Here is a 26033-nt window from a genome sequence, read left to right as displayed (position 1 = left end):
TCAGCCATGATGAGCATATCATATACTAGTTAAATAGAGCCTATATTTAAGTCAATTAAACTAGTACATAACGGCGTAAATTAACCAACCATTAAAAATTCTCAAAAAGCTTGTGTCGTCTGCTTTTTTAATTTTTAATTATTAATTTTTAATTCCGAGAAAGCGGTACTAGTGTAGTTGTGGCTTTGTATATGCTGATTCTAAGTTACTAATTAACTTACTTGATCACAACTTAATCAACATCATGTCTATTTCACAGCAAGTATTTCATTGATTTTAGCTGGCTTAAGTTTAGCACGAAACCCAATTGTTTTATTAAGTTGTTGATGATCTCAAACCTGATAGCTAATCACGGGAATTATACCAGGTTAATATACCTCCAAAGAAGACGATTGTAGCTAATCCCAAAAAGACCGCCTTTAAGCCAATAAAGGTTTCGGCTACACCAGCTAACGCCAACGGTAGGGTGAGGGCAATATTAATCACATTATTCTGCAAACCAAAGACTTTACCGCGCATTTCTGGGGGTGTTTCTGTCTGGATAGCGGTTTGCATGGGAATACCTACCAATGAGCCAAAGACACCAACAAGGGCAATTAACAGTATTGCTGCCCATAGCTGGCTTGTGAAGACTGAAAGACCAACCAAAGATGCGGCCACGCCTAGACAACCCCAGAGACTGAGTTGCCTATAGGAGAAACGTTGACCAAATTGACCGAGAATCGTCGCCCCGGCTGCGATTCCCACCCCAGCAGATGCCAGTAAAAAGCCGAATTGGGCGGCTTTCATGTTGGGAATAATTTCTGCCATGCGAACGGCCAGGACAGTGAGGGCTGCAAAGACAGAGAATAAGATGATCAGTTGTAATAAAGCATTACGAACCCGATGATTTTCTTTGAGGTAAAGTAAACCGTCGCGCAAGTCAGAGAAAACATGAGGGAATTCGGTTTCTGGGGGGTGGGGTTGTTCATTGGTCTTGAGTAGGAATAAAATAATTCCTGCGATCGCATAACTGCCACCAACAACAATTTCTTTACCCAGTCCACCACTACCCCCAACTTGTAACCACAATCCATCAGCTATTGCTAACAGCGGTTCCCCGACAGCAAAACCCACGATTACCGATGCCATCATCGTAGTTGTGTACAGCGAATTAGCCGACAGCAAATTCTGCTCTTCCACCACCAAGGGAATTGCAGCTTGTTCTGCTGGTGCAAAAAACTGGGTTAGGGTAGAAACTAAAAAAGTAACCGCCAAAATGATCAAAAAACCCACCGGCAAAACTCCTACAGGTTGCCAATCTTGAGTTAACCATAGTAGGAACGGAATTGATAAAACCAGGATACCGCGCCAAATATTCGTTGCTACCAACACAACTTTTTTTGACCAGCGGTCTACAAACACCCCAGCCACAGAACCAAACAGCACCGCTGGAATGGTAAAAACCATCATTAACGCCGACACCCAACCACTAATGCTTTGATCACTCTGTTGAAACTGAGTGTTAATCAAAGCAATCATTAGTACTAGATATACTTTATCAGCCAGTTGACAGAAAACCTGACCACCCCAAAGAGCCAGGAAATTTGGGTTTTTTAATACAGGTAAAAACCCTTTTTTTTCTACATTTTCTGATGGTGATTTTCCATCTGAACCAGACCCGTTTAATTGTGATGTTTCTGGTTCGCTCGCTACTTGTAAATTTTCCTGATTAGCATTACCTTTACCATTAGTTTCAGGAGTAGTTACTGATACTTCCGAACTTGTTTCTGATTGTTTAGGAATATCAGTTAAGGGCATTTCTGATCTGCAATTTTGATGCTGAGAAACATCTTTGGGGGACATTTCTTGGCTATTAACTTGGCTATTAACTTGGCTATTAGTGTGACTAACCTGAAGTTGGGAAACAGAATTGAGGTCATTGGGTGTTGTACTGTCTGATACCCTATTCTTGTTTTTAGCTTGGCTGGGTGACAGAGGCAGGATTTTTCTATCCAAATCAGACGATTGCATCATGGTTGGTGGCAAAATAGGAATCGATCAAGGTGGCAGAGCGAATAGGGCGACCAAAGTGATATTGGGCATACTGGCGCAAAATTTGCTCAACAGATAACCAGCCAGCATCTGTGGCTGCATCTATTTGTATTATCTCTGGTTGCGACAGATGTTGGAGCATGAACAGTTCTTTCGCATTCAGACGACCAGAAATCACTGGTAGGTCTTGGTGATGCACAACCGTTTCATAGTCAGGATTGGGGAGATTGGTTACTGCTGATTGGGGACTGGCTAAATTTCTTCTTTCTTTTTCCCTTTCTTTTCGTAAACCTTCCCAAGCCTGTAAACAAACCGTTCCCCCCGCAGGAACACTAAATCCTACTTTCCAATTAGGGTTTGTCAAGTCGGGGATGAGGGGAAGCTGGGTTAAGCAACAAACTTGGACTTGCGGCGTTAATCCTGCTAAAGATAAAAGATGAAATATTCCTTGAGATAGATGTGCAATTACATCTAATCCTTCTGTTTTAGGTAAACTTTCCAACCGCTGAAGATGTTCATTGAATAATTCATAAAGTTCTTCTTGCGGTTGTTCGCTTAAAGCCTGACACAAGACTATTTCAGCTAAATATTGACTAGCAGCTAATTTTCCTAAGTTTTTAGTTAGACCTGGATAGGTTTTTATAGTTTGCGCTTGAGTAATTGTATCTAAATTTCGCCCTTGGGAAATCAGTAATTCATTGACAATAAACATCCCACTTCTACCACCCAAGCTGGAGTTATGTTTCCGCGCCCCAGGAGCAACCGCCCGAATCAAACCGAATTCTTGGGTCAAAATTGTGACTATTTTATCCGACTCGCCGAGCGCCTGAGTTTTGAGATTAATGCCAGTTGCTTTATAAGTTCTACTCATTACTCATTATTTACTTAGTCATTAGTCATTAGTTAGCGGCAAAATAAATGACAACTTACAAAAACAACTTACAAAAACAAATGACTACTCACTCTTTTCTTTTTCCACGTGATTGCGCTGACGGAGCAAATCAATACCACGAGATGTGCCTAATCTTGTCGCACCAGCCATGATTAAATCTAGGGCTTCGTTGTGGGTGCGAATACCCCCTGATGCTTTAATTCCCACCCGTTCCCGTGCTATTTCTTTCAACATCTGCACATCCGCCACCGTTGCTCCGCCATTCCAACCTGTACTAGTTTTTAAGAAAGCCGCACCGGCTTCCATAGCTATTTCCGCAGCTATTCTTTTCTCCGGGTCTGTGAGTAGGCTAGTTTCTAAAATTACCTTGACACATTGCCCGGCTACTTCACAAATTGTAGCAATTTCCCGGTGAACTTCCTCAGTTTTTCCAGCTTTTAACCAGCCTAAATTAATCATCAAATCTAACTCCTCAGCGCCATTTTCCAACGCTTCTTGAGCTTCGTAAAATTTGACGGCTGAAGTTGTTGAACCAGTAGGAAAGCCAATCACCGTACAGACTTTGGGGTTTTTGTTGTGGAGAAGTTCAACTGCTTGCTTGACATAACAAGGTTGTATGCAAACCGTCGCAAAGTTAAATCTGTATGCTTCATCACACCACTGCGCCACTTGTTCCGGGGTAGCAGTTGGTAACAGGAGGGAGTGATCGATAAATGGCGCAATATCAATGTTTGGATAGTCTGCTGCCATCGTTTGTTCTGCCTGTGATAGATTATTAAAGTTTATGTTTATGAAAAACTAAAACATTTCTTATATATTAAACCACATATATTACGAGTTTATCCTGAAAACAGGCAGTTATACCGTTTCATTTTAAGGTTGATACAAATGGACAGACGCGGGGACGGGGAGACGGGGAGATTCATTTGTAGCTTTAATTAAGTGAATTGATATTAACTTAGTTTGGTATGTAGGATTTTCAAGTGTTTATGAATTTATGAAGGTATTAACTTTGACTTCAAATTATTTGAGTACCAGTTGCTAAAAAGTCAAGAATATTTTGAGCTAATGCTTGTGCTGCTAAGTATGGCACACCATTACCAACTGTTTTAAACATATTCGTAAGTGACATATTTTCTGGAAGTGAAAAATTAGCGGGTAAAGATTGAATAGCTAAAGCTTCCGCAACAGAAATACGTCTAATTTTGTAAGGATGCAAATGTACTTCATTATTCCCATAACAAGCTGTGGGAGAATAACGCCATCGGTGGAGACGTTTAAATGACTTTTTAGAATCATCTCCCTCATCAATAGTAGCAAATTTAATTATACCTGCTCTTGGTTGAAAATAATGTTTTGCGTTGGGATGGTTTAAGACATCATTTTTTATAAACCAATATTCAACGGTTAATTCTTGAGGAATATTTTCAGGACAAGGAATTATAGAATCTTCTTGAAATGCTTGGCTTTTATTCCAAGGATATGCAAATACTTTATTTTGAGGATATAAAATATATTTTTCCCAAGGAAATGTAAAATCAGATTTTATTTCCATATCCTTGAGAAAATTATTTCTAAATCCAATTAAAATAATTCTATCTCTATCTTGAGGTACACCATATTCAATAGAATTAATCAACCGTTCTGTTAATATATAACCTGATTGTTGTAATTTTATTTTCAAAGATTCATAAAATAAACGGTGTTTTGTTGTTCTCCACAAACCTTTAACATTTTCAAATAAAAAGAAATCAGGTAAGTTTTGACAAATCAATTCAATATAAGCAGATGAGAGTTTACCATTATCGCCTAAATGTCCTTTGTTTTTTCCACCAATAGAAAAATCAGGACAAGGTGGACCACCGATAAAACCAATTATATTATTCGATTTGCGGGAATCTTTGATTAATTCATTTAATTGTTGTGCTGGTTTTCCTTCTATTAATTTGCTTACGTCTGCGGCTTCACCTTGATGATATCCATATTCAGGTTGTGGGAGGTTGAGAATTTCCCGTGAATAGCGATATGCGGACATGAATGGGGGGAATATTTCGTTGACGTATGTGATTTTGTAGCCTGTAGTTTCAAAGCCTAAATCGAGGAATCCTGAACCGGAGAAAAAGGAGAAGATGGAAATAGTGTCATTCATTGATAAAATGCAATGATACAGTTTTTGCTGAATTAATTAAATATTATGTCTTCATCTGATTGGGAAAAGTTCTTATCTGAAGGAAAAAAAGCAGTTGAAATAGTTCGTAAAGGGTTGATAAATCGCGGTATCAATGCTGGTGAATCAAGAATAACAGAATTTGGTACTGATGAAGATATTCCAGTATATAGTAGTGATAATCAGCGTCAACTATTTTGGATATCAGTCAAAAGTGTTTCCGGGTTAGTGGAAAATCCGCGTATCTTACCTATTGGTTATAAAGGCTGGATGTGTGGAGAAGTAGAAAGCAAGCAATGGGTTAATCCACCATCTGTCATTATTTGGTATTGTCTAGCTAATGGAATGGCCTGGGGTGCTATTCCCTCAAGACGACTAAGTACCCGTTGGTTTATTTTTCCTGACCGTTGGGGAAGGATAGTAGACAAGCGCAAAACAAGTCAGTTAGGTTATACAGTATACCTTTATCCAAGCTGGCTGGTACTACCCGATGAAATACTAAGCAAAGAAGAAATTATTACTTATATTCAGAGGTTAACTCAACAAGGAGTTGGATAGAATTATAATAGTATTTATACAACTGCCTTGAAAAATCGGATTAGAGGAATATAACCATGTACGAAGAATTTATAGATTTTGAGGGGATTTTCAATCTTGCATTTAAGCACACTGAAGAATTGATTGATCTGGGATTTGATATTAGTGATCCTGCTGGTGTGACAGAACTAGAATGGATAGCAAATAAATATCCAGAACTCACAGAACGCTGCAATAAAGCTTTGCTAGAACTCATTGAGAAGCAAGCTAAGGCCACTCATGTATTTGTTGGTGTTGGATATTCTGAGAGTAATTTACATAGTTTTTGATTAAATTCATAGAGTGAAGCTTAGTGTGCTGCTTGGTTAATATACTAACTTGTACGGTTATTCAGATCATTAATTTAGTGTTTTCCTTACTTGCTTTATCTAAGTAATAATCCTTACTATAAATAAAGTTGCCACAGACTGTTTAACAACGGATAATTTCCATGGATATTAAAAAAACATCAGTACATTTTCTGTTAACTAATGATTCTGAAAACTGGTTATCTAACAATGAAGATGATCTAGATACAGCCAACCTTCCAATACTTTCTTTAGACCATCCCTGTCAGATACCAAACATAGGAGATTCTCTAACAATTTTTGATCAAGTAAATGAACAAGTTATTGAAGCTATAGTTACGAGTATAGAGCATAGTTATATAATAGATAAATTTAGTGAACAAGGTAGTTCCAGTATCGGGGTAATTCATCGTATTTTTGTATGTATTAAACAACTTGAAGAGGAAAAAGAAATCAATACCAAATAGTGATATAGCAATCCTAAATAAGTTGTAATAAAATTCACTTTCCGGCTAATGCCTTCCCCCTGAAGGCATCGGGGGGACTAAAAAGGGATAGAAACAATTTCAAAATTTCATGAATATAACAGGATCAAACATCATGTGGGAAGTTTTTGGAGTATCTGTATTTGGAAGAGTAATTGATTACATTGCTGATGATATACTTTATGAAGCTGAAAAAGCTATTAATATTTCAAAATTTGCACAGAAAGCTATAGAAATTTTAGATACTGTGCCTAGTATATCTCCGTGTCACGATAGAGATTTTAAATGGGCTAGACCTATATTTGTTCTTAAAGACGGTACGGTAGTTAAAACTTGTAAAAACATAATTGGACTTAACCATATTTTTTTAGCTGATAATTATGGACATTTAATTTATGGTGGTTTTGTAAATTGGAATCATTCAGGTGATCTAAAAAATGCAATAAATCAAATTAAAAGGGAACTAAGATAAGTTACACAGTCTGCCAGCGAATAAATTCCTAATCAATTATTTCATCATATTGATTATAATCATCTTCCGGTAATTCTTTAATATCCACAAACATATCTGCCAAAGTTTTTTCATCTAGCCATTGATGACGTTCTTTTGTATAGTCTCCTTTGCCAGGAATGAAATATTGAATAAATCGAAATTTAATAATCTGAATCATAACTATAAAATGTTCAAAAAATAAATGTTCAACTTACAACGAATATTCACCGGATTTGTATTAACACTGTTCCAGATAATATATCGGATAACTCATTTATTTGTCGAGATTAAATATTCTTTCCGCAAACGTGCAGCATTGACAAAATATCAAGAAATTCTCGATTGGGTTAAAACTCAAAATATACCCTTAGACACCAGCGAAGCCTTAAAACTACCTGATCATTTTTTAGGTATTACTCATGATGACTTAGTTCAAGTCCTCCATACATCAGAGGATAGATACTATGTAGCAATCATGATTAATTATAGCTCAGGTATAACAGGTACGACACATAGAGTTAAAGGTATATTTGCTTGTGATGTACCTTTAAAACCCAGATATTTGACTAAAATTCCTAATGTTTGTCACCGTATCAATATTTTAGGAGAATATCAAAAACCATACAAAGCCGCCTGGGCTTTTACAAACCTTGAAGTTGACAAGCAATATAATGATTGTCTATTTGCAGTTCATCGTCAATTAAACTAATTATTTTATAACTTTATAATAGCTTTTATTAGCCTACAGAGGTACAAAATTATCTGCGTTTATCTGCGTTTATTCTCTTATATCTGCGGTTAATTCTTTATTCCTGTACCTCACTGAGATGAGAATCAGAATAATAGATATTTGCGCGAATTCATCCAAAAATATATTATTACTTGATAGGTATCTCTAAAGACAACCTATCGAGTATTGTCTTCATTAATTGCCTTTTTCAGCAAGTGCTTCTAAATGAAAAGCAAGATTATTAAGTGCGAACTGAATTTCTGTACTGTGAGGAATACTTCTCCATCTTGGAGTTGTAGCATGATCCAGCGCGGTTGTATCTAAGTATCGCGCAAAAACGATCAGTTTTTCTGAATCTGTTACAGCTGTAGCCAAATTTTCCAAAAATTCTTGAGGTGTCATAGCTTCGCAAATAGTGTAAACATCTGAGAAAATCACAGATGTTATGAGAATAACTGCTACACGACCATCAATCTGTTCAAAATTGCCTTAAATTTGTCCAATTTGAAAAATAAAACCCGCTTTTTATTTAGGAATAACTCCACTGAAAGCGGGTTTCAAATTTATGATTTGGTGCGAAATTATCCGACAACTTCAACTGGCTTCGCTTCCGGTAACAACCGCTTCACCCCTTGCTTCACAAAAGCTTCCAAAACAGCCATTTTTTGATTCTGCTGGAATACTGTTTGTAAAACTTGGCGCAATTTTTCCAGGTTTAAACCATTTCCTGTTTCTAATGCTATTTCTTGCTGTTCAAAATACTCAACTAAACTTAACCCAGCAACTCTAGTTAAATAAGCAGCACTCACTCCTTCAACTAGTCCCCCAGCAACGAAGGTGATAGCATTAGTTTTGAGAATACCAGTAACAGCCCTTGTAGAAAGTTCCACTAAACCTAACTTCAACATTAAACTTCCCATAGTTCCCGCTACTTGTTGCGCTTGTTCTAAGGAAATTTTTTGTTGATAAATATTACCCAAATCCATTACCATTTGGGCGTTAATCGCCGCAGTTGCTAATATATCTAAAGCGGGAATTGGGTTAGCAAAAGCAGCAGCAGCGGCAATCCACTGATTTTGTTCTATGATGGGTGTAGAGCGATCGCGCCGTACCCCATTTAAACAATCTTTCGCCTCAGCTTTCAATAACAGCACTTTCCGTAGAGTAGTCGTACAAACTAGCTGCTTTCCTTGCTGTCCTAAAATTTCCCCTAACTGCTGCGTTAACTGTTGAATGTCTGGTGCTGGTTGTTCCATCCATTCTTGCACAGAACCATCAGCTTCATGTTTCCGCACTTTCACAGAAACGGGAGAAGCCGCAGTTGCGACTACATTACCTGACATTCGCTGTTTTAAAGATTGCAAAACTGTAGCACGTTCATCTACTTGATACTGGTCTTGTTTATTAAAAACCAGCAATGTTGGCTGTTTTGCAGCTTTTAGTTGTTGTAAAACTTGAAATTCTGAGTCTGTCAAATCACCATTTGTCAGGAACAAAACAAAATCTGATTTTTGCAGTTCTGACAAAATAGCTACATTTGAATTTTCACCCAGTTCTGCAAACAAAGGTGCTGTTTCCGAAAAATGTAGAGACGTTGTATCTAACGTCTTGAGAATTTGAATAACTGTACTTTTACCTACAGACTTACCACCAGTGACAGCAACTTGAATTTCTCGTCTGTCTAACTCTAAGGGTAATTTAGCAAGTTGTTCGCGTAGGCTTTCTAAAGCTGGATGGTTGACTGCTTCTTGTGCAAGTTGGTTGATAACAGCCTCTGTTTGAGAAATTGCACTTTCTACAGATGCCCTATCTACAACCATATCATTTAGCTGTTCACCGGGGCGATTTTTCTGCAATAACCACAAACCCCCACCGACAGCTAAAGCACTCAGGAGTCCGAATTCTCCCACCTGTACTATTGAATCATGCCAAGTGTCTAACATCCACAGGGAGAAGGACAATCCTAGTCCTCCCACCAATATTGGTTTATGTAACTTCACAATTCTGATTCTCCGCGCTTGGATAGCTTTATCTTCAGAATAGATCAAAACCTGCTTTTGGGAGTGCCACAAGTAAACAGATTTAACTATAAAATACAATTATGCACTAGTTGAATAAATATTCACTTATTTATAGCTTGAGGTTAATACAGATGACACAGGAATTAATCGACCTCAGAAATAGCATTACAGAAGGACGTTACACAGATGCTTTAGCAATTGTGGATGAATTAGAGGGAATGAGTAAACAAGCAATTATCCGTAATATTCAGGCTTTTTTGAAGATTCTGCTGATGCATTTAATTAAAAATCAAATTGAGCAAAGATTAACAAATTCTTGGATTGCTTCTATTCGTAATTCATTGATAGAAATCAAAAAACTCAATCTGAAAGATAATAAAAAATCTCATTATATCAATCAAGATGAATGGCAAATTTACCTAGAAGATGAAGTTACACTAGCAATAGCAGATGCTAGTTTAGAGGTTTTGAATGGTACTTTAAAAAGACAGCAACTTTCGCAAATGTTAAATAAACCCCAATTAATATTAAATGCAACTGAGTTATTAGCAATGACATATAATTATCCAAATAGAGAATTACCAGACATTATAGATAATTATCTTGTTCAATTACCAGGGGGAGAAGATTGGAACAATGGCTAGAATTATTAAAAAATGCCAATTTAGTAAAATTAAAGGTAAATAAATATGAATACAAAATTGGTTGTAAAGCATGAAGAATAGCTGCTTGTTCTGCTATGTCTCCTCTCAGCTTTGTGTCCATTTGCAAAATAAAATCAGCATAAAACAAAACCCCGCAATCAATTAAGATTACAGGGTTTTGTGTTCCAAGTTGGTGGCGGGAAGTGGATTTGAACCACTGACCTTCGGGTTATGAGCCCGACGAGCTACCAGGCTGCTCTATCCCGCTTTGCTTTTGTCTCTCGACTTATTTAATATAACTCGAAGTCAAAAGTTTGTCAACTATAAAAACGATAATTCTCCAATTACTTCCAAACGCTTGTATTTTCCCAGGTTCATAAACTTCTCAGATAGGCTCTGGGCAACGCTGGGAGTAATCCAGCCCAGTTGTTGCAGCAGGTGAATGGCTACGGCATATTTTGCCCGTTTGGCTCCATCCATGACTTTTATTGCCAATCCCATGCCTTCACCAAGTCGGCCGATGCACTGTACACCTTCTGCTCCAGCTTTGCTGACAAGTTCGCTGGGAGCTAGGCGCATCAGTTCGGTATCGAATTCTCCTTCTCCAGCTACCATGTTGGGATGATGATTCATGGCGCGGACAATGCGTTCCATATCCAAACTACTGCTGGAGGCAAGCACAGCATATAAAGATGCCATTTGACTGAGTTGCATCAAATATGTGGGTGCGCCACAGTCATCATGGGCGGTGAGAAATTCTTCTGCTGGCATTCTTAGCAATTCTGCCACTTTGGTGATAATTAACTGCTGGACTGGGTGCTTACGATCCAAGTAGCTAGTTAAAGGCCAATGACGTTGCTGACAAACAGCTAACATTCCCGCGTGTTTACCAGAGCAGTTATATTCTAAAGGACTGTTTTTACCTTGAGGAATTGGACATTGGAGCGTAGTGGGGTCAAGGTCAGCCCGCCACATAATGTTAAATACCTGCCGTACCTGTTCTATGCTGCCTTTGTGGGAACTGGTGATAATTGCTAAGTCGCGATCGCTGAGTTCATAGCGTTCCAGTGTGCCTGTGGTGGTGACAGCCAGCGCCTGAAATGGTTTGAGGGCAGAACGGACAAAGGCGGCCGTTTCAGCATTGCCAGCGACAGAAAGAGTCCGTCCCCGTTCATCGCTGACAACAGCCTGGACTATATGCCGAGATTCGATAATACCTTCCCGCAGCAACCGGACTTCCAGTGCTGTGGATTGAGTTCGTTTTCCCATTGTCATGGGTTTATATTTATAATTTGTGAATTATTCAGTGGTCAGTTGTTAGTTGTTAATCGTCAGTCGTCAGTCGTCAGTCGTCAGTCGTCAGTTGTGTAACACTAATGACCAATGACTAATGACTAATTTACGAAAAATGCCAAACCATAGTACCAATAAGATACATGAGAGCCAAGCCAGCAAAAGTAATTTGTAGGCGTTGGAGGATGGGTTTAATCTCGTAGGAGACAATCAAGCGATCGCGGGAGATGACTTCTTGGGGTTTTGTCCAGGTTTGTCCGTCATACCAGCCTGATTCTTCATAGAAGACTGTAGGACTGTAAAGGCGATCGCGTACATAGTACCAGCCTAAATACAACCGCACCAATACCAACACTACCCCTAAACTGGCGGCGGCGGCTCCACAGAGGAGAAAATGAACAATATACTTATGTGGAGGAAAGCTGGCCGCAGCTACTGGCCCTGCTACTAGCCACGACCAACCCCAAATCCAAAAAATTTTTGTCAGATACCCGCCCCTGCTTAAGATGCTATCTCGAAATAGCCAGGAGTTTTTTAGCTCTTCGTATTCATTGAGCGGTTGTTGCTCTGTAGGAACGGGGCAATTAGAAACCGAGGATCTCATCATCTTGGCTTACCCTCACCGTCATCGGAGTTTGGTAGCGAAATCCGTTCTGCATGAATCCAGAACGCTTCTAAATTATAAAACTCTCGTTCTTTGGGCATCATGATGTGAACGATCACATCACCATAATCTTGTAGAACCCAACTTCCCTCAGCTTTTCCTTCTGTCCTTAAGGGACGGCGTTGTAGGTCGCTTTCGACTTTGGCCTCAATTGCTTGAGCGATCGCTCTTACTTGTACTCTAGAATAGCCAGTCATCATCACAAAATAATCTGACAGGTAAGAGACTTCTACTACTTTGAGCAATAAAATCTCTCCTGCTTTGCGTTCCGAGCCTGCTTCGGCGATGGTTCTGGCTAGTTTTCCACTCACCTCTTCTGTTTCAGCTATTGAACTGCTTACCGTATTCTTTGTCAGAGGGACAGATTGTAATGGGAAATTTCCTTGGAAATAATCAGTCATTCAACCTCAGGTGCTTTTTCCTTTTATAAGAACTTGTTTGATTTGCTTATTGTTGATCAGCAAACTAACTGCTAATTTATGATTACGTTTTTTTGAATACTAACAAAAAAATAGGTGTTTATGGGGGATGTTTGACAATTAGCCCCTCTGAGCGTCATATTTTACGTCGGTGGGGAAACTTACGCATCAATGCACCAGTAACGCTTATTTGCACTAGGCTATATCAATAAAGAGACGCTCCAGATGGGGAGATGGGGAGATGGGGAGACGCGGGGACGCAAGGAAAATTAAGAATTCCCTGTTCCCTGTTCCCTGTTCCCTGTTCCCTGTTCCCTGCCCCCTGCCCCCTGCCCCCTGTTTACGAATTACGAATTAGTTAAACCTCTTGTTTTCTCACGGCTTTGGGGCCAATTGCTTTACCGTCTGCGGTTAAAGAGTAACACAACGACTCATACTGATTTAAGGCTTGCTCAAAGGAATAATTTTCCACAGCATATTTACGACTGTTATCGCCTAGTTTTTTCAACTTTTCTTGGTTTTGGTAGAGGTCTAAAATTGCCATCGCTAAGGCTTGGGGATCTTCTGGAGGAACGATAACTCCACCACCACTTTGTTTTATCGCTCTAGCAGCTGTACCATTTTCAGGTACAGATCCCACTAACGCGCTGCCGCTGGCAAGTAAGACTTGAATTTTGGAGGGCATATTGAAAGATATGACATTTTTCTTCTGCACCACCAAACCTACGTCTGCTGCTGCCAACATTTGAGGTAAATCTTTGCGGGTTTGAAAGGGTAATAATAAAACGTTATCAGCACCCCAGTCTAGACACTGCTGTTGTAAACGTTGTAACCCTTTAGCTTCGCCCACAATCACAAAGGCAATTTCTGTGATATCACGTAGTTTTACCGCCGCTTTAATCACTGTTTCTAAGCCTTGTGTCAGGGCGATATTCCCTGAATATAAGACCACAAATTTACCATTTAGGTTATGTGTAGCACGGAAGGGGTTATCCTTTTTTGGTAATGGGCTGATAAAATTCACGTCCACCCAGTTGGGAATTTGGATGATTTTATCGGCTGCTACACCCTTGGAGAGCAAGTTTTCTACAAACCCATCAGCAATAACGCTAATTTTCGTGGCGGAGGCGTAGGCAAATTTTTCTAATTCTGTAAATATTTTGATCAGTAATTTATTTTTTAGCAGGCCGACGTGGATGGCTGCTTCTGGTAATATATCTTGTAGATTTAAGATCACTGGACAAGCGCGTAACCATCCTAGAAGTGCAGCTGGTACGCACACTGGCAGAGATGGCGATGTGGAAAGAATGACATCTGGCCGCCAGCCGATGATTGCCGGAAAAAAACTGGTGATTACAAAACTACCATCTAGCATCACCCGATCTAACAGGTTGGGTTGTGGACGAATCCACACATAACTACGTTGGATTTGAACACCATTTTTATGTTCGGTTACATAAAATTTGCCTCGATATTCTTGGTAAATTTGACGTTCAGGGTAGTTAGGCATAGCTGTGACTACGCGTACTTGATGGCCACGCTTCACGAGTCCCTCTGCTAATTCAGTCATTAGTGGGGCAATACCAATAGGCTCTGGGTGGTAGTTGTAGGAGTAAATTAAAATCCGCATAACAAATTAGTCGGAGTTCCCTGCTTTTTTGTTGAATGACTATATTTGTCTTCAAAGTCACTTTGGATCATAATATCTCATTATCTCTTTATACTTCTTGGTTGTCAGTAACTTTTCGTTGAAGATTATGTAAATTTTGATATCAGCTTTTTAAAGAAGATGCAGTTTTTTTAGTAACCATACCATAATGAATGACTATTTCAGACTTTGTTTTTTTGAGCTTTTACTCTTAAGTCTAAGCATAAAAAGTTTTTATTTATACTAAAATTTTGTAACAAAGGATGTATGATAATTAATCGGATCAGCAACTGCTATAAAAGCAAAATTTACCCAGAGCCATAAAATAGACTTGGGTAAATTCAGAAGTTATAGCAGGTGACAGGGAACAGGTGACAGGTGACAGTCTGAAAAGTCTTTTGGTGTCTAGGTTTTATAATCAGTTGGTGTCCTAACCGCCCTGTCCGTTGCTATACATTTGGTAGTTTTAGCTTAAAGAGCGAACAGTGAAAAGTTCTGATCTCCCCATCTCCCCATCTCCCCATCTCCCCATCTCCCCATCTCCCCATCTCCCCATCTCCCCATCTCCCCATCTCCCCATCTCCCCATCTCCCCATCTCCCCATCTCCCCATCTCCCCATCTCCCCATCTCCCCATCTCCCCATCTCCCCATCTCCCCATCTCCCCATCTCCCCATCTCCCCATCTCCCCATCTCCCCATCTCCCCATCTCCCCATCTCCCCATCTCCCCATCTCCCCATCTCCCCATCTCCCCATCTCCCCATCTCCCCATCTCCCCATCTCCCCATCTCCCCATCTCCCCATCTCCCCATCTCCCCATCTCCCCATCTCCCCATCTCCCCATCTCCCCATCTCCCCATCTCCCCATCTCCCCATCTCCCCATCTCCCCATCTCCCCATCTCCCCATCTCCCCATCTCCCCATCTCCCCATCTCCCCATCTCCCCATCTCCCCATCTCCCCATCTCCCCATCTCTTCTACAGTCCACCTTCGTCCATGCTTTTAGATTTGGTTTTGGCTTTGTTGGCGCTGCGTTTAAGGGCATGGTGTCCTAACCGCCCTGTCCGTTGCTATACATTTGGTAGTTTTAGCTTAAAGAGCGAACAGTGAAAAGTTCTGAGGGCAGAAAGGTGGGGTATTTAGACAAGCCACCAAAGCCAGAAAACTAATTTGTGGAGGACTTTAGAGAGTGTAATGAAACTGATAACTGATAAGTAATAACTGATAACTGTTAAACTGCTCCACTGTTTTTGTTAAACAATATGGTTATGGTTTTGAGAATCAGCCTTAAATCGTAAACTAAAGTCCAATTTTTTTGATACTGTAAATCTAGGCGAATTACATCCTCAAAACTGCGTACTGTGGAGCGACCGTTTACTTGCCATTCGCCTGTCATGCCAGGTTTAACATCTAAACGTTGCCACTCTGGTACTTCATAGCGTTCCACTTCATCAGGGGTAGGTGGCCGAGTACCAACTAAACTCATTTCCCCTTTGAGGACGTTCCAGAATTGAGGTAATTCATCGAGACTTGTACGTCGTAGAAAACGACCTACCCTTGTAATTCTGGGATCATTCTCATTTTTAAAGAAAGCACCTTCGACTTGGTTTTTGACTTGAGATTTTTTAGCTTCCGCATCCACGCACATAGAGCGAAATTTCCAAATAGCAAAATGTTTACCCATCCAACCGCACCGGATTTGACGGAAGAAAATGGGACCCGGATCGTTGAGTTGAATGGCGATCGCAATCGGAATCAATAAAAACCCTGTAATTACTAAACCTATCAATGATCCCGCTATATCAATCAGCCTTTTCATCCACGAGGCCACAGAAGGATGAGTTTGGGGTAACGGATCTATTTTCCTCGCAACGTTCTTCCGACTATCTCCAGGGCGAATAGATTCTATTGGTTCGACGCTGTTTAGAGACTCAATAGAAAATACCTGATCTAATCCAGTCAGGTTTAGCACTGCCATTACTTGAGGAGTAACATTACGAAGTGCGAATGCGGTTCCTTTTTCCTGAGCATATTTGAAATTACTCACCAAAGCCCCTAATCCACTACTATCCATAAAGGTAGTATTTTGGAAGTCAATGACAACCTGCTGAGGTTTTGAATCAGCTTGGATTAAGTTTTGGCAGGTTTGCTTAAAGCCGACAGCTTCAAGCACGGTTAAACGCTTACACACCTGCACTGTTGCTGTGTCGTTCAGGTAGGTAACGGGGAAATCTGCCTCTGTGGATTGGCTACTCATGAAGCTTTGCACTTTAGTTGCCATCTAAATCTAATCTGCCAAACATTGTTTTGTCCTAGAAAATTACTTAACCTAATTTTGAAACAGTAGGATTAAGGACAAGTGGCTAGTTTTTCGCTCAGAGAGGGGATATCTTCAGCTAGGGTTCACAATGGAACAAGAAGTTAAAAACATACTTGTTGTTGTGCAGAATCAGTGCGATCGCGCTGCTATCTATCATCTCATGATTGCTAAAACTAGAGTTAAACCCACCGCACGCCTGGTTGAAGTTTTTTCTGCTATTCAAGGGGAAGGACTGAATGTCGGGACACGTCAGATTTTTATTCGCTTTGGTCTTTGTGACTTACGTTGCCACTTTTGCGACAGTCCCCATACATGGAATGCACCCTCTATGTGTAAGATAGAGCGTTCACCTGGATTACGAGACTTTGAAATTCACTCTAATCCGGTTCCATTACCCATTTTAATCGAATGGGTGGAAAGACAAAATCTACCTTATCTACACGATAGCATCAGCTTAACGGGAGGAGAACCACTTCTTCATGCCCCATTTTTGGCACAATTTCTACCCATCGTGCGATCGCTCACCCATCTACCCATATACTTGGAAACAGGCGGACATCGCCCACAAGAACTTGGTCTGATTCTTCCTTACCTGGATTCTGTAGGTATGGATCTAAAACTTCCTAGTGTCAGCGGCGAAACTTATTGGACAGAACATAATAAATTTCTCCAAATTTGTTTTGATGCAAATTTAGAAATTTTTGTCAAAATTATCGTCTCTCAAAAGACAGAGCCAGCGGAATTGGAACGCGCGGCTTTGTTGGTAGCTGCGGTCAGTCAGGATATCCCCATCTTTTTACAACCTGTTACGCCTTTGGCAGATCCGGAAAAATTCAGTCAAGTACCTGTAACTGCACCAACTCCGGATCAAGTTTTAGTGTGGCAAGCTTTGATGAAGAAGTTTGTGAAGTCAGTACGAGTGATTCCCCAAACTCATAAAATGCTCAATCAGATGTAAGTTGAGGCAGGGGGCATGGGGCAGGGGGCAGGATACCATAATGAATGACTATTTCAGACTTTGTTTTTTTGAGCTTTTACTCTTAAGTCTAAGCATAAAAAGTTTTTATTTATACTAAAATTTTGTAACAAAGGATGTATGATAATTAATCGGATCAGCAACTGCTATAAAAGCAAAATTTACCCAGAGCCATAAAATAGACTTGGGTAAATTCAGAAGTTATAGCAGGTGACAGGGAACAGGTGACAGGTGACAGTCTGAAAAGTCTTTTGGTGTCTAGGTTTTATAATCAGTTGGTGTCCTAACCGCCCTGTCCGTTGCTATTCTCCCCATCTCCCCATCTCCCCATCTCCCCATCTCCCCATCTCCCCATCTCCCCATCTCCCCATCTCCCCATCTCCCCATCTCCCCATCTCCCCATCTCCCCATCTCCCCATCTCCCCATCTCCCCATCTCCCCATCTCCCCATCTCCCCATCTCCCCATCTCCCCATCTCCCCATCTCCCCATCTCCCCATCTCCCCATCTCCCCATCTCCCCATCTCCCCATCTCCCCATCTCCCCATCTCCCCATCTCCCCATCTCCCCATCTCCCCATCTCCCCATCTCCCCATCTCCCCATCTCCCCATCTCCCCATCTCCCCATCTCCCCATCTCCCCATCTCCCCATCTCCCCATCTCCCCATCTCCCCATCTCCCCATCTCCCCATCTCCCCATCTCCCCATCTCCCCATCTCCCCATCTCCCCATCTCCCCATCTCTTCTACAGTCCACCTTCGTCCATGCTTTTAGATTTGGTTTTGGCTTTGTTGGCGCTGCGTTTAAGGGCAGATAATCTGGCTTCATATCGAGAACGCTGACGCTTGCTAGGGGTGTTTTCAACTAAGGTTTTCAAAGCACTACCTAAACTCTTGTAGGCGTTGGGGAGACTGTAACCAAAACGAGTGGCTAGAGCGATCGCTTTTTCGTCTGCATCGAGTATTTCTTTGAGTTGCTTGTCCCCGTTATTTTTTTGATAGAGTCGCCAACCGGAAACGCCACACAGCGCCAAAGCTAACACCAGCAGCAATCCATCTTGTACCCATAATTCACCCACAGCACCACCTAATCCAATGGCCAGTGCTGCCATTTCCCAACCATCTTTGGGAATCGTGTCATTTTGAACGCGAGCTACTTCGTGCCAGAACAGGAGATTACGCTGATCCATTGCTAGAGCATCCCATTTCACCAAGTCGATTTGAATTTCTACTTGGTCTTTACCAATTTCTTCGCAGCGGACCAGGGGTGGATTAACCTCAGTTGTGCCTTCAACCGTGACCCAACTTTGTAATTCTGGTGGTAGTAAGCTTTTCAACCGACGGAGTTCACTCATTTCCGCTTTGGCTGAGGAGGTTGCATAGGATGTCATAAAATCCAGCCCTAAAAAACTTTAGTATATAGTGAGGGTATCACTTTGGAGTATAGCTATTTCAGTGATAATCCGCCTCACTCATTCGGAAAACTTCCCCGTTTTTTCCGAGCTTCCATTGCCTTTTCTAGCAAATCCAGTAGTCCTGGGGCTTCTTCCTGAATACTGAGTAACAGTCTTTCACCGAGTTCTATATTACCTGGGTCGTGACCTGTTACCATCACTTGTTGTAAGCGGGGTAAAGCTATGCTGTCAACAATCTGAATTAATCCACTCAGACAACGGTGAAATTGTCTTTCTGTGAGAATTGAGTCTTCTAGGGGAAACTCAATAATGGCACGAATTTCACCATCGGATGGATCATACTCCCATTGCAGCATTTTAGTTTCCCAAGAAATGGCCAGCATTGTTTGGAGGATAGATGCTTTGTGAGGATGCTCTTTAACTCCTGCCAGAACTTGAGGTGCAAAAACTCGGAAAAATTTTCCCTGTTCATCCAACTGGACAACTATCAGAAAATCTTCTAGGTTTTCAGCTTCTACACCTGTAATAATCCTGTCTTCATCATCATCAAAACGGTATTCCCAGCCAAGGTTGTCTAAGTAATTGGCTATCTGTTTCAGATTAGCTCCCATAAAAGCCTCATAAGGAACGGTGGAGCGGCTGTCACCAGACCTAGTTTAACCTGCTATGGGCATTGATTTAGATTGGTGCAGCTTCTTCTTGAAGAAGTGGAGAATTTATCTAGATTCGACCACTTAAGCCAGAAATACCCTAATTTTACTGGTTAAGGTGAGCATGAGTACCGAAAATTCTCTCAACTCATGTTTGAGCGCAGTTAATCAAGAATTTTGCTCTCACCAATTCCAGTGGTACTGGACAAAATATATCACTTTATTTGCTCATTATCTTGATGTAGGGAACTAATTTGCTGTTGTTATTTGCTTTTGTTGACAAATGCCCTGATGTGATAGCGGAAAATCATGGAACTATAAAAGGGATCATCCCCATAAAAATGAAAAGCCAATACAGTTTGGAAAATTTTTATAAAATGAGACTTTTACCTTTTATTGTAATTCTAAAATGTTAATATATTAAGTAACCTAGTTAAACCTAAAGGGTTTTTAATATTTAATAAATTTTCGATTTGTTCAAAAACTTCTGGGTTCACTGGAGTTTTTTCATGTTCATTTATTTTTCCTAATTTTCTGGAGGATGCCAACCAGCAAGTACCCAATAACTGCGAACTTCTAATGCATCTGCATCATCACTTAAATGTAAAGCTTTAACAGTAGCTCTACCAGTTGGTGTTTTCCCAACAATTTGTAAACCATCTTCTGTCCAGAAAAAATGTTCAAACCAAACTTGAGTACGGGGGTTAAATAATTTAACTATTTCGCCTGTTTCTGCATCAATACCTGTCGTTTTATCACTTTTATATCTATTACAAATAGGACAAGCTAACCATAAATTTGATTCATCATTACTACCACCTTTGGCTATAGGAATAATATGTTCAATTTCCAAACGTGCCATTACTAAATGTTGAGGACTCAAACAATAACCACAACGATTTTGAGCATTTTTCCGAACACGACGTTCTATTTCAACAGGAATGTAAAATCGAGCCATGACTGTTAATTAATCGCAGGTATTAAACCGCGTTCAACAGCCACTTTTAAAGCTTTAGCTTTACGTACCAAACCACATCGGTAAACTTGCATTAGTTCGTCTAGTTGGCTATTTTCTATATCATTTAGCTGTCCTTCTTGCTGACGTGCTAAGAGGTCACTAAAAATTTCTTGTTGTTGACTTTCCATTTGCAAATTGCACAATATTAAAACCTGCTCATCTGGTAATGATTCTACAGGTAATTCATTACTAGCGCGGTCAATCCATTCTAATAATACATCTTCAATTCGACGGTGGGTAAAAGCAGCGATTTCTTTAGCTTTTTGCACCAGGGTTTCTGGTAGTTGGAGGGTGATAGTTTCAGACATTTTGATAAAATGAAACTTTTACCTCTTATTGTAACTCTAAAATGTTAATATACAAGTAACCTAGTTCAATCTAAGTTAAAAATAATGATCAGTATTAATATTTTGGAATTAAATCTGTGCCAGCAAAAGATGCTTTTCATAACATTGTTAAAACAGCACTACAAAAAGAGGAATGGTTTATTAGTCATGATCCTTATCCACTGCAAGCAGGAACACTTGAATTATATGTTGATTTAGGCGCAGAAAAAGTTATTGCTGCCGAAAAACAAGGACAAAAAATAGCTGTAGAAATTAAAAGTTTTCTCAATCCTTCAAAAATTACAGAACTTTATGCTGCATTAGGACAATTTATAATTTACCGAATGGCTTTACAACAACAAGAACCAGAACGTATTTTATATTTAGCAGTTCCTATTTCTGTTTACAATGAATTTTTTATACTTCCATTTATTCAATCTGTAATTAAACAAAATCAACTTTGTTTGGTAGTTTATAATATTGAACAGGAGGTAATATCAGAATGGCAAAACTAGAGGAATATCGGCAATATATTAAAAATTTACTTCAACAACACGCTAGTATTGTTTGGGACAAACGCATTCAAGCGCAGACGATTTTTGATACAGAAAAAGACCATTATCAATTAATTTATGTGGGTTGGCGTGATCAAAATCGTATTTATGGGCCTGTTCTGCATTTAGATATTATTGATGGTAAAATCTGGATTCAGCAGGATGGTACAGAAGTAGGAATTGCTAATGAATTGGTTGAATTAGGTGTACCAAAAGAAGATATTGTTTTAGGTTTTCAATTGCCATCTGTGCGGAAGTATACAGATTTTGCTGTTAGTTAATATCTCCATAAAAATCATCATCTATTAACTGCTCTAAAGTAAAAGGCATATCAAGAGGATATTCCGATTCATCAGGTTTTCTCACTCCCAACTTAGCATTTTTACTTTCTTTAATTGCCAGTTTTCTAGCATCAGCATAAGCTATAAAAATTACTTCATGCAGATAATTTTTAAAAGAAGGATTTTCTTGTAAATCTTTTTTAATTCTAAAACGATGTTCAGTAATAGAACTGTACCAACTTCCTTTCATCATTTCAGGAGCATCAGCTTGAACAGTTAATTTGAGTAAGTGAGCAATTAAAATTGTTAAATTACTCAAAAAAGACCGTTTTTCCGATTTACCCATATCATCCAGTTCTAATAGCAAATGTTCCCAATCAATATCATGAAAATGTTTTTCTTTGATTTGTGTAATGAGAGTTTCTCGCCACAGATTAAAATCTTGTTCATAGAGTTGATGGTTCATATAGCATCCTGCCAAATAAATTAAGCTACCTGTTCCGCTAAAACTCGACCTTCCACCCGCTCATATTCATCCTCAAGCAGCCAAAGTTTTGCTTCTTCATAGCTGGAACAAGCAAAAATAATCTTGTAATTTTCTGTAGGATCTAAAATGCAAAAATTATTTTTATCGTCACCAAGCAACATCAAAATATAGGGTGGTACAGAGGTAGGGTCAACCCATATTTCTGTAAACTGCCAGTTATTGGCTAGGTCGGGTGCGGGGAATGACATGATATCTATCTCCAGTGACTTTTATTTCACCATAATGCAGAGGAATTTGACTGCCATTAATATCTATTCTATAGCCAATTGTGCTGGCAAAGTAGAGTCCATATCGTTCATGATTACGAATGATACCTGTGAACTCCCCATTTTCTATTATGGCTTGTGCTACCCTGAGCATTGTTGCTTCATCGTTAAAAACATGAGCAAATCCTTCTCGCTGCAATAATCTTTGCATTTGTGGTGTGTCTGGGAGATGCTTGGCAATATGTCTAGTGTCTAGAGTTATTTCCCTCTCTATTCCACTCATTTAATTAGTTACGGTTTTTAATCCTTAATTCTATAACTAAATTGCGATTCCTGTGGAGAGATTAACTATCGCTATTTCTATTTCCTTTACAGAAAGGTAAGTTGAGTAAAGCTACAGAAACCCCACGAGAGTATTTAAAAAGTTATTCAAAATTTTATATTTCTCAATAATAAAATTTCAGTAATACATCTAGTATCTGCTGTATTTTGATGATGACAGTATTATTTGTGGATGCGGGTTGTCTTTATGTCGGGGAATAAATCTATTTTTGATGAAGTGCATTTAGTAGTTGGGGTTATTGGTGCTGTTGTTGGTATTGCTGGTTTAGTTTTGACATACTCTCTTGCGATTGGTTGGACTCCAACAGTACCAGGTTTTGGTGCAAAAGACCGTTTTTCTTGTTCTCAACAACCAGATACACAAAGCGGGGGTCAGGTGTGGGCGGTGATGTATCGTAATGAACAGGGAATTAGACCTTGGTTAAAGATGGTGCATAACTTGGGTGAAGATTGGGATACACTAAGACGCTGTGCTGAGATTGCCGACCGTTTGGAGAAGTTTCGCCAAGATGGTTTAATAGGTTTGAGTTATCGTAATGATGCTAATACACCAGGACAAGCTGTTATTTGTGCTACTACAAGGCTAGACCCAAAAAGCTGTAATCTTTTGGTGACGCTTAGACCAAAAGCTGATGGATATAGTTCTTTGCGAAATATGACGGAAGCACTAAGGACTGGGGGGAGTGTAGAGCAAGGTTCTGGAGGTGGAAGTCAAGCTACTGAAAATTCCCAAGAGGTGAATTTAGAAAATTTTCTCGCAGAGGATGACCGTAAGGTGGTAATTGGTGGTAAATAATTGGCTGTGATTTTGGTAATCAAAATATGTTGGGTTGAACATTTCAAACCCAACATGATTATCAACTTAATTTGAGCGTCCTAGCTTTTTCAGTAAATTCTTGCGATTGTTAATTGCTGTTTGATAGTCAGGGCTAATAAGAATTGCTTTTTCGTATGATTTTAGCGCCTCTTCATATCGTTTCATCTGTTGTAGTGACCAGCCTCGATTATTCCAAGTATAAGCATTGTCAGGTTTAATGGCAATAGCTTTTTCGTAGGAAGAGATCGCCTTTTCGTACCTTTGGAATTCAGAGAGAGCCAAACCTCTGCTAGACCAAGCAAGAGCATCGTCAGGTTTAATGGCAACAGCTTTGTCGCAAGATGTTATCATCTCCTCATAGCGTTGCAAGTGATACAAGGACAAACATCGGTTAGACCAAGCAACAGCATAGTCAGGTTTAATAGCAATTGCTTCATCAAATAATGCGATCGCATCGGAGTAGCGGTTTAATTTGTTTAGTACTAAACCTTTATCTAACCTAAATTGGTAATTATCAGGTTTGAGCGTAATCGCTTGATCGTATGCTGTGAGAGCCTCTTCATAGCGTCCCAACGAATACAAAGAAGAAGCTTGACCTTGAAAAGCATTAGCAGGACTACTATCTCCCCAATCACTATTAATTTGAATTGCTTTTTCGTATGACGCGATAGCATCTTTATAGCGATTTAATTGCTGCAAAGCGGCACCTTTGCTTTGCCAATTCGCAGAACTCGGTTTGATCGCAATTGCTTTTTCGTATGCTGCAAGTGCCTCTGTATAGCGTTTTAACCAATATAAAGCATTGCCCCTACTGCTCCAAGTAGGATCAAAATTATATTTGAGATCAATTGCCTTATCGAATGATGCGAGTGCCTCTGTGTAGCGTTTTAAACGGTTCAAAGGAATACCTCTATTAGACCAACCTAGAGCATGGTCAGGTTTGAGTTCAACTGCTTTGTCGTGTGATACAAACGAATCTTTGTAACGTTTCAGGTAATACAGAGCAATCCCTCGACTATCCCAAGCTATATAAGAATCTGGCTGAAGATCAATTGCTTTATCAAATGTTGCAAGTGCCTCTTCATAACGTTTGGAAGCCAAGGAATCACGCCCTAAAGCTAACCACTGTTCTGCTGTTTTGGGTGTCCATTTTGTTCCTGTATTGCTACTATTATCAGCCAAAGTTTCTTCTGTGGAAATTTGAGCAACATTGGTGATATACGTATTAATTGGGACACCCCATCTAAAAGTACCAACCGCGTCACCAATCTGTGAATTCAAACCAGTTGTAGATTGCTGTTGTGGTTTTGGCTGTTCACCTTTAATTGCAGCTAGTTGTGCTAGTTCTACTTCGGTACGTCCATGTACTGCTATCACTTCACCATTAGTATTAAGTACAGGACTACCACTCATCCCTCCTGCCGTTATCGCAGTGTAGGAGATACCATAACCTTCCGTTCTGCTGCCAATTAAAGATACCTTACCCTCAACAAACTGTCTTCCTAAACCATTCCCAGGAAACCCAGTAATGTAAATGTTGTCTCCTATAGCTACTTTGTCAGAGTTACCCAATGAAAGAGCTTTATATGGACAATTTCTACCTTCTGGTTTAAATGTTACTAAAGCTAAATCCTGTTTTGGAAAGCGTTTAAGGCTTTTAATCTGGGTATTTTTCCAAAGGTACTGGTCGCTGGTTTGTAGCTGTAACTTAGCATTAGGTGGGATTACATGACGCGCTGTAAGTACAGTGCAAGCACTTTTATCTTCTCCGCTGATAAAAAATCCTGTCCCTTGTCCTGGTTTGTCTTCATAACTGACTAAAACCACACTTTCCCCCGCTAGGTTGCCAATTTCTCCCGGTGTTTTTGGTTTATTATTACAACTGGTGAGAGATAAAGCGAGAAAACCCAAGGTAGCACCCCAGTACCAAGATTTCATATAGGATTTAGGCTATGTGATAATTAAGATGAGTATACTTTTATATTGAATAAATCGTCAAATTTAACCAAATTCAGCCCTGCAATGAAAAATTACCTTTGTTATTGATGATATCCCCGGCTTTTAACAAACTACTCTAAAAATTCATTAAAAGCATTGTGAACATCACACTGAGATATAGCTTTTGCTCTTTTAACAAACTTTTCATCAAATGTATAACATTGAGAACAATGTTGACTATTAGTCATAGCATATTCTCTTCCTTTGCGCC

Annotated in this window: 32 protein-coding genes and 1 tRNA gene; 10 read left to right on the top strand and 23 right to left on the bottom strand. The window is 39.7% G+C overall.

Annotated elements, in window-relative coordinates:
- Nucleotides 1-345 precede the first annotated feature (345 nt).
- From A9Y75_RS21500 to A9Y75_RS21485, 4 genes are all read right to left on the bottom strand, one after another.
- Nucleotides 346-2016 (bottom strand): MFS transporter, encoded by a 1671-nt coding sequence (locus tag A9Y75_RS21500; RefSeq protein ID WP_071191574.1) that lies wholly within the window; start codon nt 2014-2016, stop codon nt 346-348.
- A complete protein-coding gene (gene recO, locus A9Y75_RS21495) occupies nt 2000-2905 on the bottom strand; it encodes a DNA repair protein RecO (protein ID WP_071191573.1) in 906 nt (301 codons plus the stop codon). The genes A9Y75_RS21500 and recO overlap by 17 nt, the downstream gene beginning before the upstream one ends.
- Before the next feature lie 84 nt (nt 2906-2989).
- Nucleotides 2990-3676 carry a deoxyribose-phosphate aldolase gene (deoC, locus tag A9Y75_RS21490; RefSeq protein WP_071191572.1) on the bottom strand — a complete coding sequence of 229 codons (687 nt, stop codon included), beginning with the start codon at nt 3674-3676 and terminating at the stop codon, nt 2990-2992.
- A 268-nt stretch (nt 3677-3944) separates the two neighbouring features.
- Entirely contained in the window at nt 3945-5075 is a 1131-nt protein-coding gene (locus tag A9Y75_RS21485; protein ID WP_071191571.1) for a DNA cytosine methyltransferase, read from the bottom strand.
- Nucleotides 5076-5120: 45 nt separating this feature from the next.
- On the opposite strand from A9Y75_RS21485, the gene A9Y75_RS21480 reads away from it, so the two are divergent.
- The 4 genes from A9Y75_RS21480 to A9Y75_RS21465 all read left to right on the top strand — a co-directional run bounded on the left by A9Y75_RS21480 (nt 5121) and on the right by A9Y75_RS21465 (nt 6934).
- On the top strand, nt 5121-5651 hold the full coding sequence (locus A9Y75_RS21480; protein ID WP_071191570.1) for a hypothetical protein: 531 nt from the start codon (nt 5121-5123) through the stop codon (nt 5649-5651).
- Nucleotides 5652-5707: 56 nt separating this feature from the next.
- Complete coding sequence (locus A9Y75_RS29855) at nt 5708-5959, top strand: hypothetical protein (RefSeq protein WP_071191569.1); 252 nt, start codon at nt 5708-5710, stop codon at nt 5957-5959.
- Nucleotides 5960-6120: 161 nt separating this feature from the next.
- Nucleotides 6121-6444, top strand: a complete 324-nt coding sequence (locus A9Y75_RS21470) for a hypothetical protein (protein ID WP_071191568.1) — start codon at nt 6121-6123, stop codon at nt 6442-6444.
- 133 nt (nt 6445-6577) lie between these two features.
- Nucleotides 6578-6934 (top strand): hypothetical protein, encoded by a 357-nt coding sequence (locus tag A9Y75_RS21465; protein WP_071191654.1) that lies wholly within the window; start codon nt 6578-6580, stop codon nt 6932-6934.
- 28 nt (nt 6935-6962) lie between these two features.
- Here the strand turns inward: A9Y75_RS21465 and A9Y75_RS28770 are convergent, their stop codons facing one another.
- On the bottom strand, nt 6963-7133 hold the full coding sequence (locus A9Y75_RS28770) for a hypothetical protein (RefSeq protein ID WP_177176257.1): 171 nt from the start codon (nt 7131-7133) through the stop codon (nt 6963-6965).
- A gap of 24 nt (nt 7134-7157) precedes the next feature.
- On the opposite strand from A9Y75_RS28770, the gene A9Y75_RS21460 reads away from it, so the two are divergent.
- Nucleotides 7158-7664: a hypothetical protein gene (locus A9Y75_RS21460; RefSeq protein ID WP_071191567.1), complete on the top strand. Its 507-nt coding sequence runs from the start codon at nt 7158-7160 to the stop codon at nt 7662-7664.
- A 216-nt stretch (nt 7665-7880) separates the two neighbouring features.
- Here the strand turns inward: A9Y75_RS21460 and A9Y75_RS21455 are convergent, their stop codons facing one another.
- Complete coding sequence (locus tag A9Y75_RS21455) at nt 7881-8087, bottom strand: hypothetical protein (protein ID WP_071191566.1); 207 nt, start codon at nt 8085-8087, stop codon at nt 7881-7883.
- A gap of 179 nt (nt 8088-8266) precedes the next feature.
- The gene (locus tag A9Y75_RS21450; RefSeq protein ID WP_236721493.1) at nt 8267-9628 is read right to left on the bottom strand and encodes a DUF697 domain-containing protein; all 1362 of its coding nucleotides are present in this window, start codon (nt 9626-9628) and stop codon (nt 8267-8269) included.
- A 209-nt stretch (nt 9629-9837) separates the two neighbouring features.
- On the opposite strand from A9Y75_RS21450, the gene A9Y75_RS21445 reads away from it, so the two are divergent.
- Nucleotides 9838-10350, top strand: coding sequence for a DUF29 family protein (locus A9Y75_RS21445; protein WP_071191565.1), 513 nt, complete (start codon nt 9838-9840; stop codon nt 10348-10350).
- Between the two features lie 191 nt (nt 10351-10541).
- On the opposite strand, the gene A9Y75_RS21440 is transcribed toward A9Y75_RS21445, so the two are convergent.
- From A9Y75_RS21440 to A9Y75_RS21410, 7 genes are all read right to left on the bottom strand, one after another.
- Nucleotides 10542-10618, bottom strand: a tRNA-Met gene (locus A9Y75_RS21440).
- Nucleotides 10619-10671: 53 nt separating this feature from the next.
- Nucleotides 10672-11625 carry an asparaginase gene (locus A9Y75_RS21435; protein ID WP_071191564.1) on the bottom strand — a complete coding sequence of 318 codons (954 nt, stop codon included), beginning with the start codon at nt 11623-11625 and terminating at the stop codon, nt 10672-10674.
- A 124-nt stretch (nt 11626-11749) separates the two neighbouring features.
- On the bottom strand, nt 11750-12250 hold the full coding sequence (locus tag A9Y75_RS21430) for a CGLD27 family protein (protein WP_071191563.1): 501 nt from the start codon (nt 12248-12250) through the stop codon (nt 11750-11752).
- On the bottom strand, nt 12247-12708 hold the full coding sequence (gene rsfS / locus A9Y75_RS21425) for a ribosome silencing factor (RefSeq protein WP_071191562.1): 462 nt from the start codon (nt 12706-12708) through the stop codon (nt 12247-12249). The genes A9Y75_RS21430 and rsfS overlap by 4 nt, the downstream gene beginning before the upstream one ends.
- A gap of 376 nt (nt 12709-13084) precedes the next feature.
- The gene (locus A9Y75_RS21420; RefSeq protein WP_071191561.1) at nt 13085-14356 is read right to left on the bottom strand and encodes a glycosyltransferase family 4 protein; all 1272 of its coding nucleotides are present in this window, start codon (nt 14354-14356) and stop codon (nt 13085-13087) included.
- A 467-nt stretch (nt 14357-14823) separates the two neighbouring features.
- Nucleotides 14824-15330: a molecular chaperone DnaK gene (locus tag A9Y75_RS21415; RefSeq protein ID WP_177176261.1), complete on the bottom strand. Its 507-nt coding sequence runs from the start codon at nt 15328-15330 to the stop codon at nt 14824-14826.
- 275 nt (nt 15331-15605) lie between these two features.
- Nucleotides 15606-16655 (bottom strand): anti-sigma factor antagonist, encoded by a 1050-nt coding sequence (locus tag A9Y75_RS21410; protein ID WP_071191559.1) that lies wholly within the window; start codon nt 16653-16655, stop codon nt 15606-15608.
- Nucleotides 16656-16854: 199 nt separating this feature from the next.
- Between A9Y75_RS21410 and A9Y75_RS21405 the strand changes: the two genes are divergently transcribed.
- Nucleotides 16855-17652, top strand: coding sequence for a 7-carboxy-7-deazaguanine synthase QueE (locus tag A9Y75_RS21405; protein WP_071191652.1), 798 nt, complete (start codon nt 16855-16857; stop codon nt 17650-17652).
- 276 nt (nt 17653-17928) lie between these two features.
- Here A9Y75_RS21405 and A9Y75_RS21400 read toward each other — a convergent pair whose 3' ends face one another.
- From A9Y75_RS21400 to A9Y75_RS21380, 5 genes are all read right to left on the bottom strand, one after another.
- Nucleotides 17929-18393 (bottom strand): hypothetical protein, encoded by a 465-nt coding sequence (locus A9Y75_RS21400; protein ID WP_201788432.1) that lies wholly within the window; start codon nt 18391-18393, stop codon nt 17929-17931.
- Nucleotides 18394-18414: 21 nt separating this feature from the next.
- The gene (locus A9Y75_RS21395) at nt 18415-19059 is read right to left on the bottom strand and encodes a DUF3318 domain-containing protein (RefSeq protein ID WP_071191558.1); all 645 of its coding nucleotides are present in this window, start codon (nt 19057-19059) and stop codon (nt 18415-18417) included.
- A 77-nt stretch (nt 19060-19136) separates the two neighbouring features.
- Nucleotides 19137-19694, bottom strand: a complete 558-nt coding sequence (locus A9Y75_RS21390; protein WP_071191557.1) for a hypothetical protein — start codon at nt 19692-19694, stop codon at nt 19137-19139.
- 565 nt (nt 19695-20259) lie between these two features.
- Nucleotides 20260-20691, bottom strand: coding sequence for an HNH endonuclease signature motif containing protein (locus A9Y75_RS21385; RefSeq protein WP_071191556.1), 432 nt, complete (start codon nt 20689-20691; stop codon nt 20260-20262).
- 5 nt (nt 20692-20696) lie between these two features.
- Nucleotides 20697-21059 (bottom strand): hypothetical protein, encoded by a 363-nt coding sequence (locus tag A9Y75_RS21380; RefSeq protein WP_071191555.1) that lies wholly within the window; start codon nt 21057-21059, stop codon nt 20697-20699.
- 116 nt (nt 21060-21175) lie between these two features.
- On the opposite strand from A9Y75_RS21380, the gene A9Y75_RS21375 reads away from it, so the two are divergent.
- Together A9Y75_RS21375 and A9Y75_RS21370 are read left to right on the top strand one after the other, a co-directional pair.
- Nucleotides 21176-21592, top strand: coding sequence for a XisH family protein (locus tag A9Y75_RS21375; RefSeq protein ID WP_071191554.1), 417 nt, complete (start codon nt 21176-21178; stop codon nt 21590-21592).
- Nucleotides 21580-21912 carry a XisI protein gene (locus A9Y75_RS21370; protein ID WP_071191553.1) on the top strand — a complete coding sequence of 111 codons (333 nt, stop codon included), beginning with the start codon at nt 21580-21582 and terminating at the stop codon, nt 21910-21912. Before A9Y75_RS21375 ends, A9Y75_RS21370 begins: the two co-directional genes overlap by 13 nt.
- Here the strand turns inward: A9Y75_RS21370 and A9Y75_RS21365 are convergent.
- From A9Y75_RS21365 to A9Y75_RS21355, 3 genes are read right to left on the bottom strand one after another with little or no spacing between them, the layout of a single operon-like run.
- On the bottom strand, nt 21905-22378 hold the full coding sequence (locus A9Y75_RS21365) for a DUF29 domain-containing protein (RefSeq protein WP_071191552.1): 474 nt from the start codon (nt 22376-22378) through the stop codon (nt 21905-21907). The two genes, A9Y75_RS21370 and A9Y75_RS21365, sit on opposite strands and share 8 nt — an antisense overlap.
- A gap of 20 nt (nt 22379-22398) precedes the next feature.
- Nucleotides 22399-22647, bottom strand: coding sequence for a hypothetical protein (locus A9Y75_RS21360; protein ID WP_027400717.1), 249 nt, complete (start codon nt 22645-22647; stop codon nt 22399-22401).
- Nucleotides 22616-22948 (bottom strand): hypothetical protein, encoded by a 333-nt coding sequence (locus A9Y75_RS21355; protein ID WP_071191551.1) that lies wholly within the window; start codon nt 22946-22948, stop codon nt 22616-22618. The genes A9Y75_RS21360 and A9Y75_RS21355 overlap by 32 nt, the downstream gene beginning before the upstream one ends.
- A 246-nt stretch (nt 22949-23194) precedes the next feature.
- Here A9Y75_RS21355 and A9Y75_RS21350 point away from each other — a divergent pair, with 246 nt between their 5' ends.
- Nucleotides 23195-23803, top strand: coding sequence for a COP23 domain-containing protein (locus A9Y75_RS21350; RefSeq protein ID WP_071191550.1), 609 nt, complete (start codon nt 23195-23197; stop codon nt 23801-23803).
- 66 nt (nt 23804-23869) lie between these two features.
- Here the strand turns inward: A9Y75_RS21350 and A9Y75_RS21345 are convergent, their stop codons facing one another.
- The gene (locus A9Y75_RS21345) at nt 23870-25762 is read right to left on the bottom strand and encodes a tetratricopeptide repeat protein (protein WP_071191549.1); all 1893 of its coding nucleotides are present in this window, start codon (nt 25760-25762) and stop codon (nt 23870-23872) included.
- Between the last annotated feature and the right edge of the window lie 271 nt (nt 25763-26033).

Source organism: Trichormus sp. NMC-1 (assembly GCF_001858025.1).
GTDB lineage: Bacteria > Cyanobacteriota > Cyanobacteriia > Cyanobacteriales > Nostocaceae > Anabaena.
The sequence above is the reverse complement of the archived record's forward strand: the minus strand, read 5'-3'. Positions and strand labels throughout refer to the sequence as shown.